This window comes from Hymenobacter setariae (assembly GCF_007713685.1).
Taxonomy (GTDB): Bacteria; Bacteroidota; Bacteroidia; order Cytophagales; family Hymenobacteraceae; genus Hymenobacter; species Hymenobacter setariae.
Genome location: NZ_VMRJ01000001.1, coordinates 1,249,426 through 1,265,589, shown reverse-complemented (window position 1 = coordinate 1,265,589; position 16,164 = coordinate 1,249,426). Strand labels below are relative to the sequence as shown.

Sequence of the window (16,164 nt, the reverse complement as noted above, 5' to 3'; positions counted from 1 at the left end):
GGGTGATTAGCACCTAGGCGCCCTAGGTTGCCGAAAGCAGCTTTAATACTGGTATATAGTGCACCGTTGCGCGGACTTTGTAGTTCGCGTTTAGGCGTGCGTAATTGCGGACTATAAAATCCGCACAATAAGCTGGTTGTGCCTCGCTATACTGCCCTATACAGCTTGCAGCAGCGGCGCCGGTGAGGCGACAGGCGCTGAGCAGCCGGCATACGCCAGCACCCGCACGCCGCCGAAGTAGAAGCAGGCATCTTGCGCCCCTAGGGCAGCCGAGGCAGCGGGTAGCAGCGGCACCGCCGCCGTGCGCCGGGGCGCCTGAGCTTGCAGCAAATTCCAGAAGACCAGGCGCAGCGGAGCGGGCCGGGCTGCCAGCGCCCGGCTCACGCGCCCAAACTCAGCAGGGCTGACGTACTCAAAAATGTTGGACAAGCTGGCTTTTGTCACGTCGTGCCCGGCGGCCGAGAGCAAAAACTCGCTGGCCTCGCCCGTCACCAGCCGCAACCGGGCCAAGCTGCGGCGCAGTTGCGGCTGGTGGGCGGCTTGGTAGCAGGGCGGCAGCAGGGCTTCGGGCAGGTTTTCGGGCCCAAAAAACAGGAAGTGAAAAAAGAAATTATCCCGCGCCAGTCGCTGGCTCAATTGCCGCCGCAGCCGCTCGTAAAAGAGGGCTCCACCCGACGCGGCCGCGTAGCGAAATAGGCGCGGGTCGCGCCCTTGGCTGAGGTTGGCTGCGTCGAAATAGGCCACAAACAGCGTCTGAAAAGCAGGCTGGTCTAGCTCCTGCCGAAAGTAGGCCCACTGCTCGGCCACGCTGCCGCAGGCGAGCAAGCCCCGCAGCCGAGCCTGCCACACGGCCGGCAGGCTCGGCACAAAGCCCGTGACGTAGCTTTCGAGCTGCCCGGCCAGCAGCAGGCCCCTAGGGTGCCGGGCCAGGTAAGCGGCCCACGCCGCGTAGTCGGCCGGGGGCAGCGTGGCTTGCAGCGCAGCATTGGCAGCGGCCACTGCGGCCGGGCCATCGAGGCCCAGCAGCCCGCGCAGCACCGCCGGCGGGTGGTGGGCTATGGCGTGCGCCTTGAGGGCCAGCAACCGGTTTTGCAGTGGGTTCAGGTCGATGGCCGTGACCTGGCGCGGGCCGGCGAGCAGCGCATTCAGCGCGTTGCAGCCCGCCGAGGTGATGATGAGTGCATGGTCTTCGGGCCCTAGGTCGAGCGCCTGGTATAGGGTAGCGTGGTCTTCCCAAACCAAGCCATAGCGTAGGCGGTCGAGGGGAATGCTGGCAAATTCGGATTTCATAGCGAGTGAGGGTAGAGCGAGGGTTAGCAAAGGAGGTCGTAGCGAATTTTGGAGAAGTGCCGGCCATCGACGGGCAGCCGGGCGCGGAATGTTACCTGCCCCACTAGGCCTGGCCCAAACGCGGTCGCGCTGGCCGCCTGCACGGCCGCAGCCGTGATGCTGCCGGCCACTAGCACGTCGAAGGCCGCGCCGTCGGGGCGGGGTAGCGCCGCCACTTGCGTCACGCCGGGCAGCTGGCGCAGATAGTGCTCGAGCTGGTAGTGGCCCACGCCGCGCACCAGCGCAGCCGCCCCGCGCCGGCCCGTGAGCCAGAGCTGCCCAGCCGCGTCGAAGTAGCCGAAATCGCCGGTGGGCAGCCAGGCGCCGGGAGCCGCCGCCACGTGTGGCCCCCGCACTAGCACCTCGCCGGCTTGGTAGCGCGGCGGGCCGGTGAGGGCACCTAGGGCGGTGCGGGTTGCATCAGCGTCGGGTTGCCAAACGGGCTGCGGCTCATGCAGCCGAATAGCGAGGCCCGCATGCGGCTGGCCCACGCAGTATCCCAGGCGTGGGTCGAGCGCGGGGCCGGCCACGGTGCGCACGGCAATAGGCTCGGCCTCGGAGGCGCCGTAGATGACGTGGCACACAGCCCGCGGAAAGCAGCGACGCAGCGCTACCAGCAGCAATTCAGGCACCGGCGAGCCGCCGACGCCCAGCGCTCGTACCCCAGGAAATGTGGCCGGCTGCTGCCCTAGGTAGGCCAACAGTTGCTCGAAGTAAAACACGTTGCCTGTCAGGGTTTCGATGCGCTCGGCCACTAGCTGGGTTACTACGCGAGCGGGGTCAAGCTGCGCCAGCTTGCCGCCGGGCAGGTCGGGCACGATGCTGAGCGCCCCCACGGCCAGGTTGTGCAAGATGACGTTGGGAAACAGCGGAAAGTCGCGCTGCCCCGGCCAAGGCGGAAACTGCGTGCGCAGCGCGTCGTGCTGGGCTTGGAGCACGCGGTGGCTGCGCCGCACTGCCGCCGGCCGCCCCGATGTCGAGCCCGAGCTATGCGAAATGAGCGCCGGCTGCTCGGGGCGCACCGCGCGTAGCACGGGTGCGGCCACGGCGTCCGGTTTAGGGGCTGCCCACTCATCATAGTTGGGCACGGCGGGCGCTGCCACGCAGCGGCAGCCTATCAGGCGCCCCAGCCACCCTAGGCGGCGCTGCATGCTAGGCGCGACTAAGGCCAGCGCGATGCGCTCGGCCTTGAGCAAGTGGTAGAGCATGCGGACCCCCGCGCCCGCTGGAGGCAGCACGGGTACCCCGCCTAGGCCCAGCACGGCCAGCAGTGCCGCTACTAGCTCGGGGCTGCCGTGGTGGGCCAGCAACACGGGTGCCTCTAGGGGCAGTGGCCCGGTGGCTTCGAGCGCCTGCTGCCAGGCCTGCACCCGCGCCAGCAGGGCGGCCCCGCTTACACTGTGCGGGGTGGCGCCGGGCTGGGTTGCGGGCCAGCGCAGGACTTCTTGGGCCGAGTGGTGGCCAAGCGTTTTATACAGACGCTCGGCAAAATTGGGGTGCAGGGCCGGCGCCGCGGGCGGCGGTAAGGGCGGGCAGGCAAGGGGCAATGCAGGGGCGAGAAGCATGCCCAAAAGTGCTGGCCGGGCACCTGCCCGCGCTACCTAATTTCGACCGTAACCTGACTTTACAAACTAGTAAAGTCCCCCAATAGCAAAAGCCAAAGCTTGCTATTGGTAGATAACTTATTTTTAGTCAAGTATCTGATAGTAAGTGCAAAATATGATGCGCGCTTGCCGAATAACTCACCTGCTCGCGGGTGGCCAGCAATACCCATTGCCACCCGCAAGTAGACTTTAGAAGCAGTGCTGGCAAAAGCGTTTATTGGCTCAGCAGCTCCTTAAGCTTGCGGCGAGTGTCGACTAGCTCGGTGACTTCGTAGGCGTAGATGGTAATACCGGCGGCCTGCCCACTCTCATCGAAGCGCTGGTAGAGGCAGTTGAAATACGCATCGCGCAGCTGACCGGCACCGGTATCGAGTCGGATGAGCAGTTCGCGGCCGTGGTAGCTTTCGCCGGTGGCGTACACCTGGTCGAGCGCTTCGAGTATGCCCTGGCCGCGCAGTTCTGGAAAAGCTTCTTCGGTGGTGCGGCCCACTAGCTCGGTGTGGTTTACCAGCTCAGCCAGGCCTTCATTCACAAACTCGAAGCGGTGCTGCGGACCGCGCACGATGCCGATGCAAGCCGGGGCCTGCATTAGTAGGCTATATAAAGTCTGGCGCTGCTGCTGCGCTAGCTGGTAGTTTTGGTAGGCCTGCTCCGAGAGGCTGGCCTGCTGCTCGTTGGTGTCGAGGAGCTCCTGCACCATCAGCTTCTGGTCGTGGATGTCGGTGGCGCCGCCTACCCACATCGTAATGGTACCATCGTCGGCGCGGCGGGGCTCAGCGCGGCTTAGTAGCCAGCGGTATTCGCCATCGGCGCGGCGCAGGCGATACTCGGCCTGAAACGACTCGCCGGTGGCCACGCACTGCTGCCAGGTGGTTTGCACGCGTGCTTGGTCGTCGGGGTGCAGGTCGGCGGTCCACTGCTCGCCTAGTTCTTCGGCCAGGTTCCGGCCGGTGAAAGCCAGCCAGCGTGGGTTAAAGTAATCCGCCTCACCGGTGGGCAAGGTGGTCCAGATAAATACCGGCAGGCTTTCCAGAATGAAGAGCGTGCGCGACTGCTCCTCGGCTAGCTTAGCCTGGGCCTCGGCGGCGGCCTTGGCCATGCGTAGTTGCTCGGTCACGTTTTGGGTGCGCTGCAAAATGTATTGCAGCTGGCCCTGGGCGTCGAGGATGGGGTAGTGGGTAGCCTGCCAGTAAAACTCTTCGAGCTGGCCATCGGGCCCAGCCAGGTCATAGCGAATGAGCGGCATGGTGTGCGGCTCGAGGTGCTGCCGCACGTAGTCGTGCGACTCCTGAATGGCATTGACGCCGCTGGTGCCGGAGGTGGGGTAAGCCTCAAAAATGGTTTTGCCTACGGCTTCTTCCCGGCTCTTGAGCGACACAGCCACGTGGCTGTCGGTGTTATCGAGCACGGTAGAGTCGGGCGCCATCAGCAGAAAACTCTCCGGCAGCGACCGAAAAAGGTGTTGGTAATCGACGGGAAGGGCAGAGTCAGGCATCACGAAATAGCTAGAGCGGGGGCGAAAATACGCATTTCCACCGCCTACAACGCAGCCGCCCCGCTGGCGTTGCCTGGCTACGCCCAAACGGGCTGCCGCGACGGTTCAACCCAGGGTTTTGCGGGTTCAGTAGCTTTTATTGAAGGTGGCTACCTAGGCCGGACACCTTTGGGCCACCAAGCCACCCCAAGCTATCCGGCCCCATGAACGCACCGCTACTGCCCCTGCTTCTCGTTTTTGCCACCCTAGGTACTGCCGCTGCCCAGGCACCCGCCGCACCGCTTGGTGCCCCAGCGTCGGCCGGCACGCACCTAGGGCCCACTCAGCTCAGCGGCACGGTGCTCGATGGGGCCGGCCGCCCGCTGCCCGGCGTGAACGTATTTCTGAAAAGCACTTTCGACGGCGCTACTACTGATTCGCTCGGGCGCTTCGTTTTCAGCACCACCGCCACGGGCACACTGCCGCTGGTGTGCACCCTCATCGGCTACGAAATGCAAGAAACGCCGCTGGCGCTACCTGGTGGCCCATTGGCCCTGCCACCCCGCCGCCTGCGCGAAAGCCGCGCCTCCCTAGGTACCGTCAGCATTGTGGCCGGGGCCTTCGAGGCCAGCGATGAGAAGCGCGCCGCGGCCCTCAAGCCACTTGATATCCTGACCACAGCCGGGGCCAACGCCGATATTGCCAGCGCTCTCAATACCCTGCCTGGCACTACGCGGGTGGGGGAGGAGGGCAAGCTGTTTGTGCGCGGTGGCGCGGCCTCCGAAATCCGCTACTACCTCGACGGATTGCCCGTGCAAAGCTTCTACGGCGGCAGCACGGCCGGCGTGCCGGCGCGGGGCCGGTTTGCGCCCACCTTGTTTAAGGGTACGCTTTTCAGCACGGGCGGCTACTCGGCCGAGTACGGGCAGGCGCTGAGCGCAGTGGTGGGCTTGAACTCTATTGACCTCGACCCCGAAACCCAAACCGGCATCTCGCTGCTGAGCGTGGGCGGCAGCCTTTCGCGCACCCAGCGCTGGGACCGCACCTCGGCCTCGGCCACGCTCGAATACACCAACCTAGCGCCCTACTTCGGCCTCACCGCCCCCGGCCAGGGCTGGGAGCAGGCGCCGCAGCGCCTAGGTGGCTCGGTGCGGCTGGCCCACCGCACAGCGAGCGGCGGGTTGTTTAAAATCTACGGCACCTACAGCAGCCAGCAACTGGCCACTCGCCAAGCCGACCCCGAGGCCGCCTACGCCGCCACCGGCCGCCTCACGGCGCTGCAAAACCAGAATTATTACCTCAACACCACCTACCGCACCGCCCTGCGTCACGGCTGGAGCCTGAACGCCGGCCTGGCCCTAGGTAGCGAGCGCAACGCCGTGCAGCCCGAGCCCCTGCGCGTGGAGGAGCTGGAACGCACCGCTACCGCCCGCCTGGTGCTCACCAACGACTCGGCCAGCACGTGGTTTAACCTGAAAGTGGGCACCGAAACCACCGTGCAGCGCTACGACCTGCGCTACCAGGCCACCGCCGAGGCGACCGCGCTCACCCCCAGCTTTTTTGAAAAGCGCCCGGCCGTATTTGTCGAAAGCGACCTGAGCCTGGCGCCACACCTCACGGGTCGCCTAGGGCTGCGGGGCGAGTATTCGGGGCTGCTGCGGCAGGCCAACCTAGCGCCGCGCCTAGCCCTGGCTTGGCAGCTGGGCAGCTGCCAGCAAGTGGCGCTGGCCGGGGGCTTATTCTACCAAAACCCCACCAACGACCTGTTGCGCGTGCAGCCAAACCTAGGGTTCGAGCGGGCGGCGCACTACATCTTCAGCTACCAGTACCAGACTAGCAGTCGCACCCTGCGCGCCGAGCTCTATCGCAAAGACTACCACGGCCTAGTGCGCTTCAATGGCGCCGATTTCTTGAACCGGAATGCCTATGCCAACTCGGGCGCTGGCTACGCCCAGGGCGTAGATATCTTCTTCCGTGACCGCTACCAGACCTTTAAGAAAATCGACTTTTGGGTGAGCTACGGCTTACTCGACACCCGCCGCCAGGCGCGGGCCGATTTTGCCTTGGCCACGCCCACTTTCGCCGCCACCCACAACCTGAGCCTGGTGGGCAAATACTGGTTTGAGAAGCTGCACCTGCAAGTGAGCGGCACCTACAGCTACGGCAGCGCCCGCACCTATTATAATCCCAACCTGCCCGGCTTCAACCAAGGCCGCACGCCCAGCTACCAAAGCCTCGACCTCAGCTTGAGCTACCTCACGCACCTGGCCGGGCAGTATACCATCGTGCACCTAGGCGTCACCAACCTGCTCGGCCGCGACAATATCTACGGCTACCGCTACGCTACCACTCCCGATGCCGCCGGCCGCTACGCCGCCGCCCCCGTGCGCCAACTGGCCCCGCAGTTTGTAGTGGCCGCGCTGCTCATCTCGATTAACAAGAAGTCGCCCGGCGACACGTCGGTAGCGCCTGATTAGCACCCAGCTAGAACCTAGGAAGAAGGAAAGCTGACGCGTTGCGTCTAATAATAGGAAGCCCCGACTGCTTAGTTCGGGGCTTTCTTCATGGTAGAGCAATTTCAAGGTCTGTATAAAGGACTACATTAATTACTTTTTGTCAATCAAATACTAGGTCATGCAGAGCGTAGCGAAGCATCTCGCGTGGCGCAGTAATCTCTAACGCATTAGTTACTGCACCACGCGAGATGCTTCGCTACGCTCTGCATGACTTGATTTTGTGCATTATGCACACACTACTAGTAAACAAGACCTTGTAATTAATTACCGTGCTGGCTATATAATAAATTTAAAATTTCTCTTATTTTTTTGGGATATGCCGGTAACCTTTTGAAGATTCGCTCCGAGTCAGGTAGTAGGAAGTAATTAGCGACCGGGCATGTCCAGACCCTTACCCATTCAGCTTGCGGAACTACTCGTGGCGGGCCGGCCCCTGGACCGGCACGGCCAGGGCCTGCTATACAAGCACTACTACGGGTTTGCCGCTAGCATTTGCCGGCGCTACCTCCCCGACCCCGAGGTGGCGCTAGAGGCGGTGAACGATGGGTTTCTGAAGGTATTTCAGGAGCTGCCCCGCTTCGATGCTGCCCGCTACCCCGACCTAGGCGGCTCGCTCACGGGCTGGCTGCATCGTATCATGGTCCGCACGGCCATCGACCGGTTTCGGGCCGAGCACCGCCATGCGCTGCTCACTAGCATGGAGGAAGGCGGGCCCGACTACTCCGACGGCGGCCACACACCGCTCGATGCCCTGGCCTTCGAGGAACTGCTGCACCTCATCGGGCAGCTGTCGCCGGCCTGCCAGGCCGTCTTCAACCTCTACGTCATCGACGGCTACTCGCACGAAGAAATCGCGGCGCAGCTGCACATGACGGTGGGGGCTTCCAAAACCAATTTATCTAAAGCCCGCGCCGGCCTCAAACAATTGCTTAAACGCACCCACCACCATGCCTACGCCCCCTATGTCAGATGAAGAGCTGGACGCGCTCTTTCGGCGCGGCGCGGAAGCATATCCGGATGAGATGCCTCCGGAGGCATGGGCGCGTATGGAAACCAAGCTCGATACCGCCGCGCACACCCAGCAGTTGCGGCGCAAAATCGGTCGTTTTTTTGCCGGCGAGCTAGTGCTAATTGCACTGCTGCTCTGGCAAGTAGCCCGCTTGGCTAACCCAGCGGCAACTACGGAAAGGAGTGCTGCTAGCCAGCAGAATCTATCACAAGCCGCTGCACCCTCGGCGGCTACTGCCAGCGCCCACACCGGCCGAATTTTAAATTCTTCACCAGTCGCTTCTATCCGCTCAACCCAGCCCGTCACTTCAGCCCAGCCCGCCGCCCTAGGCCACCTAGGCGAAGCGGTGGCAGCTCCGCAGAGTGTGACCCTAGGTAAAGTTTCAGCACCTGCTTCTATACTTGAAACGCAGCGTGTGAATGCAGAAAAAGCACTGACTAAAATGCCAATAGCTACTGGCAGCAAGCTGCTGGCCACCAGTGCAGCTAGCAAAAGAAGTAGGGCGGCGCAGCCGGGCGCTAGGTCAATGGCTGGCTCAGCTGGCCTAAGCAATACTTTAGTGGAGCGTCGAGCGGCAGCCCATTCGCGTGCTCGTAAGTACTTGGCTTATAATAAAGAAGCTGAAACAGTAGAATCCTTAGACGGCCGAGTAGCTCTGCTAAAAGTTCCGTCTTACTCGGTAGCTAATTCGCTGCGCGCCCTACCCGATTCGGTACGCCCCTTAGCAATGCAGCAGCGCGCAGTCGCCGACTCGACCCCGCCCCGGCGCCCAGCGCCGCGCCCCCCGTACCGAGTGGTAGTAGGCCTGCTGGCCGGGCCGAGCGCCAGCGGCGTGCGCACCGCCCAGTCGGCCCGGCTGGGCCTCGATTACGGCCTCACGCTGGAGTACCGCTTCACGACGCGGCTGCGGCTGCGCGGCGGCCTGCTCAGCAGCCAAAAGCACTACCTGGCCGCCAGTACCGACTATCAGGCGCCTGCCGCCTGGCAGTGGTATCCGGGTACGTATGACTTGGTGGCGAGCTGCCGCGTAACCGAAATTCCGCTCGACCTACGCTACGATGTGGTAGACCGGAAAACTTTCACCGTATTTACTAGTCTAGGGCTCAATTCGTTGCTAATGCGTGATGAGCGCTACAGCTACGACTGGACCATGAACGGCCAAACGTCCACCAAGTCGGCGCAGGTGCTTAAAGGGTCCAACCATTTCCTGAGTGTGCTCAATCTAGCCGTCGGCTTTGAGAAGCCGTTGGGTACGCGCTGGTCGGTGCAGGCCGAGCCGTTTTGGCAGGTGCCGCTGGGTGGGGTAGGAGCGGGCAAGGTGCGCCTCACCAGTGCCGGAGCTTCTTTCTCGCTTAAGTACGGGCTGCTGCGGTAGCTGCGCAGGAGCCGGCCCGCTGGCAGCGGGCGTTAATTCGATGTGTTAGTGGCCCCGTTCGCGGCGGGGCTGCTGGCAGGCCCTAGGGCCTGCCCACGCCTGCCGGGCCCGGCAGGTACTTGGTGCCGCTTAGCGGCTACTCTAACTGGCTTATTGCTTAACCCTTTACCACTCATTGTCATGTTTGGATACCACTCCTATGCCCGGCCGCTTGGCTGGGTAGCCGGCCCCCTGTTGGCCCTTGCCCTGAGCTTCGGCGGCTGCCATAACTCGGATAGCCCCGACCCGGCCCCCACGCCTACCATTGCGATGGCCCCCGATGCCGTGGCTGGCCCCCACATGGTGGATGCGGCGGGCAACACGCTGTATTACTTCGCCCGCGACCTATCGGGCACCAACAACTGCACGGGGGGCTGCGCCAGCGTGTGGCCCATCTTCTACGCGCCCAACATTGTGGTGAGCGGCGATTTGAAAGCCAGCGACTTTGGCACCATTACGACCAGTACCGGGCAGCAGCAGACCACCTACAAGGGCTGGCCGATGTACTACTACGCTCCGGCCGACGCCAGCGGGCAGTTTGTGCGCGAAAAACCTGGCCAGGTAACCGGCGATAAAGTGGGCAGCGTGTGGTTTACGATGCGGCCCGACTACAGCATGCTGCTGGCCCGCACCAACGTCACCAACAAGACGACTAATGCCACAGGCCTCAAGAGCTTCTTGATTGATGGCCAGGGTCGCACGCTCTACACCTTCGCCAAAGACCAAACCAGCCCCAGCACCCAGCCCACTAATTGCACGGGCGGCTGCGCCAGCGTGTGGCCGGTGTATGGCGAAGTGCCCACAGTAATGCCATCTGGTCTGAAAGCCAGTGATTTCGGTAGCATCACCCGCGCCGATGGGCCAGGTGGTGCCTCGCGCCAGCAAACCACCTACAAGGGTCTGCCCCTGTACTACTACACCCCCGACAATAGCGCCCGCAACACGGTAGAGGGCGACGGCGTGGGCAACGTGTGGATGGTAGCGGCACCCTAGGTGTCCATTAGTTGACTTCAGCTGCTTTGCTTACTCGTTGCCCTCCCAGCTTATGCCTGCCAAACTACTATTGCTCGCCGGCGTGGCGCTCCTTCTCGGGGGCTGCGCCTCGCAAAACGGGGAAGACCTGCTCGGCAGTGGCCCCCTGCCCACCCCAAGCTGCGACACTACCCGCGTGACCTACGCCGCCACCGTGGCGCCGCTACTGCTGCAAAACTGCGGCAGCTGCCACGCCAACGGTGCGGCCGCTGGTGGCGTGGGCCTCGGCGCCTACACCCAAACGAAAGCCGCTGCCACCAGCGGCCGCCTGCTGGGCTCCGTGGACCACGCGCCCGGTTACTCGCCCATGCCCAAGGGCGGCGCCCAGCTCTCGGCCTGCGACCGGGCCAAGCTGCGCAAGTGGGTGGCGGCGGGCGCTCCTAACAACTAACCCTCCTTTTTGCAGACGCTATGCAACACTTACTGCTTTTGGTGGGGCTGCTGGGCTGGCTAGCCCACCGCCCCGCCCCGGCGCCCGCCAAGTACTTCACGCGTACGGGCACCATCAGCTTCTTTTCGGCCACGCCCATTGAAGACATCAGCGCCCGCAACCAGCAGGTGGCGGCCGTGGTGGATACGCAAACGGGCCAGGTGGCTTTCACGGTGCTGATGAAGGAATTCAAGTTTCCGAAGCCCCTGATGCAGGACCACTTCAATGAGAACTACGTGGAGTCGGAGAAGTACCCTAAGGCCCTGTTCAGTGGGCGCTTGGTTGACTTTCAGGCGGCCGCGCTCGCTGCTGCTAGCCCGCAGCCTGTGCAGGTCGAGGGCGACCTCACTATTCATGGCGTCACGCAGCGGGTGCGGGTGCCGGGCACTCTGCAGCTTCAGAGCAACCACTTGCTGGTGAACGCCAAGTTTGTGATAGCTCCGGCCGACTACCGCATCGAGATTCCGCTGCTCGTGCGCGGCCACATTGCCAAAACCGTGGACGTGACCGTGGCCCTCGCCTGCGACCCCCTCCCTTAGCTCCTCGCCCCTATGAACCTAACCCTACCCTGGGGGCCGCTGGCCCTAGGTGCCGCCCTGCTGCTGGGCGCGGCCCCCGCCCACGCCCAGCAAGACCTAATGCAGCAGCTCGACCACCTCACCGGCGACAGCTTGCGCCGCGAGCTGACAGTGGCCACCTTCAAGGGCACGCGCGTCATCAACGGACAGTCTATCGAGACGCCGGGCGCGGGCAGCTTGCTGTTCTTGATTTCGCACCGGTTCGGCACCCTCAATAGCGGCGCCTACAATTTCTTTGGCCTCGACCAGGCCACCATCCGGCTGGGGCTAGAGTACGGCCTCACCGACCGGCTGGCGGTGGGCATAGGCCGCAGTTCGCTCGAAAAAACGTTTGACGGCTTTGGCAAGTACCGGCTGCTGCGCCAGGGCTCGGGGCCGGGCGCGCTGCCGGTATCGGTTACGCTCTTTGCCAGCGCGGCCCTGTCGTCGCTGCGGTTTGAGCCGCAGCCCGAGCGCACGACTACCTCGCGCCTCACCTACACCTACCAGGCGCTGCTGGCCCGCAAGTTCAGTTCGGCGCTGTCGGTGCAGCTCATGCCCACACTCGTGCACCGCAACTACGTGGACCTGCGCCGCGACCAAAACAATGTGTGGGCCCTAGGCCTAGCCGCCCGCCAAAAGCTCACCAAGCGCCTGGCCCTCACCGGCGAATACTACTACCTGCTGCCCGGCGCCACGGCCGATAACTTCCGCAACTCCCTGGCCCTGGGCTTCGATATCGAAACCGGGGGCCACGTCTTTCAACTGCACGTCACCAACTCGCAGGGTATGATTGAGAAATTCGTCATTCCCCAAACGACGGGTAATTTTCTCAAAGGCGACATCTTCTTCGGCTTCAATGTGTCGCGTGCTTTTCAGCTGCGCGGTCGGCCCTAGGTGCATAGTTCCACCGATGGCGCGGGGCTATGCCCCGTGCCATCGGACCAGCGGCATGTCGGTAGCTCCCAATTAACATATTACTTAGGTTGCTGGCTGGTGCTGGCGCGAGTTTAGTGCAGCGTAACTCGCGCCAGCACTAGTCAAAATATCCCCTATAGCATAGCACTAAACCGCGACCGGATTACCGCCTGCCGGTAACTTCACGGCTCGAACCGGTTTACGCTTTATGCTTCGACTTCTCCGCGCCACTCGCCTGTGGGCTTTGCTGCTTGTTACGTGCTCCCTGGCAACTGCCCAGGCCCAGGCACCCAAGACTTATACGTCGTCTGAAATTCTTCTAGGTCTCAAAAAGCTCAACGTGGTGGGCTCGGTGATGTACATCGCCGCCCACCCCGACGACGAAAACACCCGCCTGCTGGCCTACCTCGCCAACGGCCGCCAGCTCGAAACTAGCTACTTCAGCTGCACTCGCGGCGATGGCGGTCAGGACCTCATCGGCCCTGAGCTGCGCGAGCAGCTTGGCGTCATCCGCACCCAGGAGCTGCTGGCGGCGCGCCGCATCGACGGGGCACACCAGTACTTCTCGCGCGCCAACGACTTCGGCTTTAGCAAGACCTCGGCCGAGACCTTCACTATTTGGGACAAGGAGCAGGTGCTCGCCGATATGGTGTGGGTTATCCGCCAGCGGCGGCCCGATGTGCTCATCACGCGCTTCCCGCCCGATGCCCGCGCCGGCCACGGCCACCACCAGGCCAGCGCCATCCTGGCCGCCGAAGCCTTCGACGCTGCCGGCGACCCCAAGCGCTTCCCCGAGCAGCTCAAATACGTGCAAGCCTGGCAGCCTAAGCGCCTATACTGGAACACCGGCAGCTTCTTCGTGAAGCCCGGCGAGAATATGGACGGCTACCTCAAGCTCGATGCAGGCGGCTACAACCCCCTCCTAGGCCAGAGCTACGGCGAAATCGCGGCCCACTCGCGCTCGCAGCACCGTAGCCAGGGCTTCGGCTCGGCCGCCCAGCGCGGCGAGGCCATCGAGTACTTCCAGTTCGTGAAAGGCACGCCCGCCAAAACCGATTTATTCGAGGGCATCGACCAAACCTGGAACCGCGTGCCGGGCGGCGCGGCCATCGGGAAGATGGTAGATGAGGTGATTCGGAAGTATGACGCGAGCAACCCTAGCGCGAGTGTGGCGGGGTTATTAGACGTGCAGAAAGCTATTTATGCTGCAATTTCTAATCAGGACAAGCCTCGAACCGTTGATTTAGAAGCCCAAAAAATAGTAGAGATAAGCAAATTGCTACAAGCAGCTAGGGGACTGTATGTGGAGGCTACTGTAGCAGAGGCAACAACCCTAGCCGGGCAGCGCAATAGTATTAATGTTGAAATTACCAACCGTTCTTCAACGCCGGTAACTGTTGCAACTATTCTTTCCATGCATGGACTAGACGCAGATAGCGCAGTTCAAACCCAAATAGAAGCTGGAAAAACATTGCGGCTGGCGCTTAAAGGTAGAATTTACCCATTTATTCCAGAGACACAACCTTACTGGCTGCGCTTGCCGCCCAGCAAAGGGATGTATACACTTCCAAAGCAGTTTCCGCTGGGTAGACAAGGCTATACGCTATACCCGCCTTTCTCTGTACTTCCCACTCCTGAGCTATTTGTAAAAAAAGGGAATACAACAAAGCACATTGTGGGTAGTGAAATGATATCTGAACGGGAGTTAGTGGGTTTTCCTGAGAATCCTTCTGTAGCTGAGTTGGCTATCTTTTTCAAAGAGGACCTACTAAACTCCATTACCGTTCCCGTCCAATACAAGCATACCGACCCGGTCCTCGGCGAGCTGTACCAGCCGCTAGCCGTGGTGCCGCCGGTGATGGTGAATATCCCCGCCGCCCGCGCCTACGTCTTTGCCGACCAGCAGCCCAAGCAAGTGCCCGTGACGCTGCGCGCCGGCCAGGCCGGGGTAGCTGGGTCGCTGGCCTTGCAGGTGCCCAGCGGCTGGCAGGCTGAGCCCGCCACCGTGGCCTTCACCCTCAAAAACAAGGACGACGAGCAAACCGTCAACTTCACGTTGCGCCCGCTGGCCAGCGCAGCCGAGGGCAAAGCCGAGCTGCGCGCCGTGGCCACCGTGGGCACCGAGCAGTACAGCCGCGGCATCCAGCAGATAATCTACCCGCACATTCCGACCCAGACGCTCTTTCCCGAGGCCACGGCCCCGCTGGTGCGCCTGAACGTGGCGCGTGGCCACACCAAAAATATCGGCTACCTCATGGGTGCCGGCGACGAGGTGCCCGAGGCCCTGCGCCAGCTCGGCTACACCGTGAGCTTGCTCGACCCCGCCACCGACCTCACCGCCGACCGCCTAGGGAAGTACGACGCCGTGGTGCTGGGCGTGCGCGCCTACAACGTGCTCGACCGTCTCAAAACCCAGCAAGCCCAACTGCTCAAGTACGTCGAAAACGGCGGCACCATGCTGGTGCAATACGTGGTGAACCGCGGCACCGTGATGTCCGAAATCGGGCCATACCCCCTCACGCTCAGCGCCGACCGCGTGACGGTAGAAAATACGCCCGTGACCTTCCTGCCGACCCCAGGCGGGGCCGTAGTGGTGCGCCAAGCTCCTAAAGCCAATCCTAAATCAGCCGCTCCTAGCCTCGCGCAAGGCCTGCTGGCTACGCCCAATAAGCTTACGCCCGCCGACTTTAGCACTGGCTGGGTACAGGAGCAAGGGCTGTATTATCCGTCACAGTGGGATGCGCACTATCAGCCCGTTATCGCCAGCCACGACCCCGGCGAAACGGAGAAGCAAAGCGCCATCTTGGTGGCGCCCTACGGCAAGGGCCGCTACATCTACACCGGCTTGTCGCTGTTTCGGGAGCTGCCGGCCGGCGTGCCCGGCGCCTACCGCATCCTGGCCAATCTAGTCGAGTCGGGCGGAAAGTAGGCCTTGGCAGAATGTACCGTGGACTCTGTGAGTCCGCGAGTAGTGTGCGTCAGCTAGCGTGCACCACTCGCGGACCCGCAGGGTCCACGATACGTTCTGCCCACACGCTTCTTCCGGCTTTTCAGCCGGTTCGGGTGCACCTAGGGACGGTTCAGCAACGGGAAATTTTGGGTAGGGGAGGGCAGCGGCACCTTTGAATCATCAACCCGGCCACTTGGCCACCTTCCCCGTTTCAGCCATGAAAAAGTCGCTTATCGCCCTCGCCCTTGCTGCCGCTAGCTTCAGCGCCGCTGCTCAAACTACTGCTACTAAGTCTGCTCCTGCCACTACTACCGCTGCCCCCGCCGGCTATGCCGAGCTGCTGGGCGCCACCATCGCGCAAGTAATGAACACCGGCGATGCGGCCGAGTTGAAAGCCTTGGCCACCAAGCTAGAGCGCGCCGCCGCCGTGGCTCCCGCCGACTGGTTGCCCCGCTACTACCAAGCCTACGCGCTGCTCATCAATGTGTTCCAGAGCCAGGAAGACGGCGATGCCAAAGACGCTACCCTCGACCAGGCCGAAGCCGCCCTGGCCCAGGCGCGCAAGCTAAAAGGGGATGAGTCGGAGCTGCTGACCTTGCAGGCCTATATCTACCAAGCGCGCCTAGGTATCTCGCCCATGCTGCGCAGCATGAAGTACTCGCGCATGGTGACCGAAACTGTGACGCAAGCCAAGGCGCTAAACCCCGCTAACCCGCGTCCCTACTTGGTGGGTGCCAACAACGTGTACTACACGCCCAGCATGTTTGGCGGCGGGGCCGAAGCTGCTAAGCCTCTCTACGAAGAAGCCAAAGCCAAATACACCGCCTTCCGGCCGACCAGTCCGCTGGCACCTAGCTGGGGCCAAAACCAAGTGCTAGGCCGCCTCAAGAAGTATGAAGTAGCATCGGCACAAGCCGCGAAATAGAGAGCA

General features: G+C 62.7%; 12 protein-coding genes. 9 read left to right on the top strand and 3 right to left on the bottom strand.

Features of this window, described 5'->3' with window-relative positions; all coding sequences use genetic code 11:
- Positions 1-156 precede the first annotated feature (156 nt).
- The 3 genes from FNT36_RS05265 to FNT36_RS05255 form a co-directional block, all read right to left on the bottom strand.
- Positions 157-1,290, bottom strand: a complete 1,134-nt coding sequence (locus tag FNT36_RS05265) for a DUF3419 family protein (RefSeq protein ID WP_144845050.1) — start codon at positions 1,288-1,290, stop codon at positions 157-159.
- A 23-nt stretch (positions 1,291-1,313) separates the two neighbouring features.
- The gene (locus FNT36_RS05260) at positions 1,314-2,894 is read right to left on the bottom strand and encodes an AMP-binding protein (RefSeq protein WP_144845048.1); all 1,581 of its coding nucleotides are present in this window, start codon (positions 2,892-2,894) and stop codon (positions 1,314-1,316) included.
- A gap of 253 nt (positions 2,895-3,147) precedes the next feature.
- Positions 3,148-4,428: a PAS domain-containing protein gene (locus tag FNT36_RS05255; RefSeq protein WP_144845046.1), complete on the bottom strand. Its 1,281-nt coding sequence runs from the start codon at positions 4,426-4,428 to the stop codon at positions 3,148-3,150.
- Between the two features lie 203 nt (positions 4,429-4,631).
- Here FNT36_RS05255 and FNT36_RS05250 point away from each other — a divergent pair, with 203 nt between their 5' ends.
- The 9 genes from FNT36_RS05250 (at position 4,632) to FNT36_RS05210 (ending at position 16,158) form a co-directional block, all read left to right on the top strand.
- Entirely contained in the window at positions 4,632-6,884 is a 2,253-nt protein-coding gene (locus FNT36_RS05250) for a TonB-dependent receptor (protein WP_144845044.1), read from the top strand.
- 418 nt (positions 6,885-7,302) lie between these two features.
- Positions 7,303-7,896 carry an RNA polymerase sigma factor gene (locus tag FNT36_RS05245; RefSeq protein ID WP_144845042.1) on the top strand — a complete coding sequence of 198 codons (594 nt, stop codon included), beginning with the start codon at positions 7,303-7,305 and terminating at the stop codon, positions 7,894-7,896.
- A complete protein-coding gene (locus tag FNT36_RS05240; protein WP_144845040.1) occupies positions 7,871-9,307 on the top strand; it encodes a porin family protein in 1,437 nt (478 codons plus the stop codon). Before FNT36_RS05245 ends, FNT36_RS05240 begins: the two co-directional genes overlap by 26 nt.
- A 153-nt stretch (positions 9,308-9,460) precedes the next feature.
- Positions 9,461-10,339 (top strand): hypothetical protein, encoded by an 879-nt coding sequence (locus FNT36_RS05235; protein WP_233635689.1) that lies wholly within the window; start codon positions 9,461-9,463, stop codon positions 10,337-10,339.
- A 52-nt stretch (positions 10,340-10,391) separates the two neighbouring features.
- Positions 10,392-10,769, top strand: a complete 378-nt coding sequence (locus FNT36_RS05230) for a hypothetical protein (RefSeq protein ID WP_144845036.1) — start codon at positions 10,392-10,394, stop codon at positions 10,767-10,769.
- Between the two features lie 20 nt (positions 10,770-10,789).
- Complete coding sequence (locus FNT36_RS05225; RefSeq protein ID WP_144845034.1) at positions 10,790-11,347, top strand: YceI family protein; 558 nt, start codon at positions 10,790-10,792, stop codon at positions 11,345-11,347.
- A 12-nt stretch (positions 11,348-11,359) separates the two neighbouring features.
- Positions 11,360-12,262: a DUF5777 family beta-barrel protein gene (locus FNT36_RS05220; protein WP_144845032.1), complete on the top strand. Its 903-nt coding sequence runs from the start codon at positions 11,360-11,362 to the stop codon at positions 12,260-12,262.
- Between the two features lie 229 nt (positions 12,263-12,491).
- Positions 12,492-15,212: a PIG-L family deacetylase gene (locus FNT36_RS05215; RefSeq protein WP_144845030.1), complete on the top strand. Its 2,721-nt coding sequence runs from the start codon at positions 12,492-12,494 to the stop codon at positions 15,210-15,212.
- A gap of 238 nt (positions 15,213-15,450) precedes the next feature.
- Complete coding sequence (locus tag FNT36_RS05210; RefSeq protein ID WP_144845028.1) at positions 15,451-16,158, top strand: hypothetical protein; 708 nt, start codon at positions 15,451-15,453, stop codon at positions 16,156-16,158.
- Positions 16,159-16,164 lie beyond the last annotated feature (6 nt).

Excerpts from the sequence above, each read along its gene's own strand:
- FNT36_RS05265 (WP_144845050.1), bottom strand. The coding sequence starts at position 1,290 with ATGAAATCCGAATTTGCCAGCATTCCCCTCGACCGCCTACGCTATGGC.
- FNT36_RS05260 (WP_144845048.1), bottom strand. The coding sequence starts at position 2,894 with ATGCTTCTCGCCCCTGCATTGCCCCTTGCCTGCCCGCCCTTACCGCCG.
- FNT36_RS05255 (WP_144845046.1), bottom strand. The coding sequence starts at position 4,428 with ATGCCTGACTCTGCCCTTCCCGTCGATTACCAACACCTTTTTCGGTCG.
- FNT36_RS05250 (WP_144845044.1), top strand. The coding sequence starts at position 4,632 with ATGAACGCACCGCTACTGCCCCTGCTTCTCGTTTTTGCCACCCTAGGT.
- FNT36_RS05245 (WP_144845042.1), top strand. The coding sequence starts at position 7,303 with ATGTCCAGACCCTTACCCATTCAGCTTGCGGAACTACTCGTGGCGGGC.
- FNT36_RS05240 (WP_144845040.1), top strand. The coding sequence starts at position 7,871 with ATGCCTACGCCCCCTATGTCAGATGAAGAGCTGGACGCGCTCTTTCGG.
- FNT36_RS05230 (WP_144845036.1), top strand. The coding sequence starts at position 10,392 with ATGCCTGCCAAACTACTATTGCTCGCCGGCGTGGCGCTCCTTCTCGGG.
- FNT36_RS05225 (WP_144845034.1), top strand. The coding sequence starts at position 10,790 with ATGCAACACTTACTGCTTTTGGTGGGGCTGCTGGGCTGGCTAGCCCAC.
- FNT36_RS05220 (WP_144845032.1), top strand. The coding sequence starts at position 11,360 with ATGAACCTAACCCTACCCTGGGGGCCGCTGGCCCTAGGTGCCGCCCTG.
- FNT36_RS05215 (WP_144845030.1), top strand. The coding sequence starts at position 12,492 with ATGCTTCGACTTCTCCGCGCCACTCGCCTGTGGGCTTTGCTGCTTGTT.
- FNT36_RS05210 (WP_144845028.1), top strand. The coding sequence starts at position 15,451 with ATGAAAAAGTCGCTTATCGCCCTCGCCCTTGCTGCCGCTAGCTTCAGC.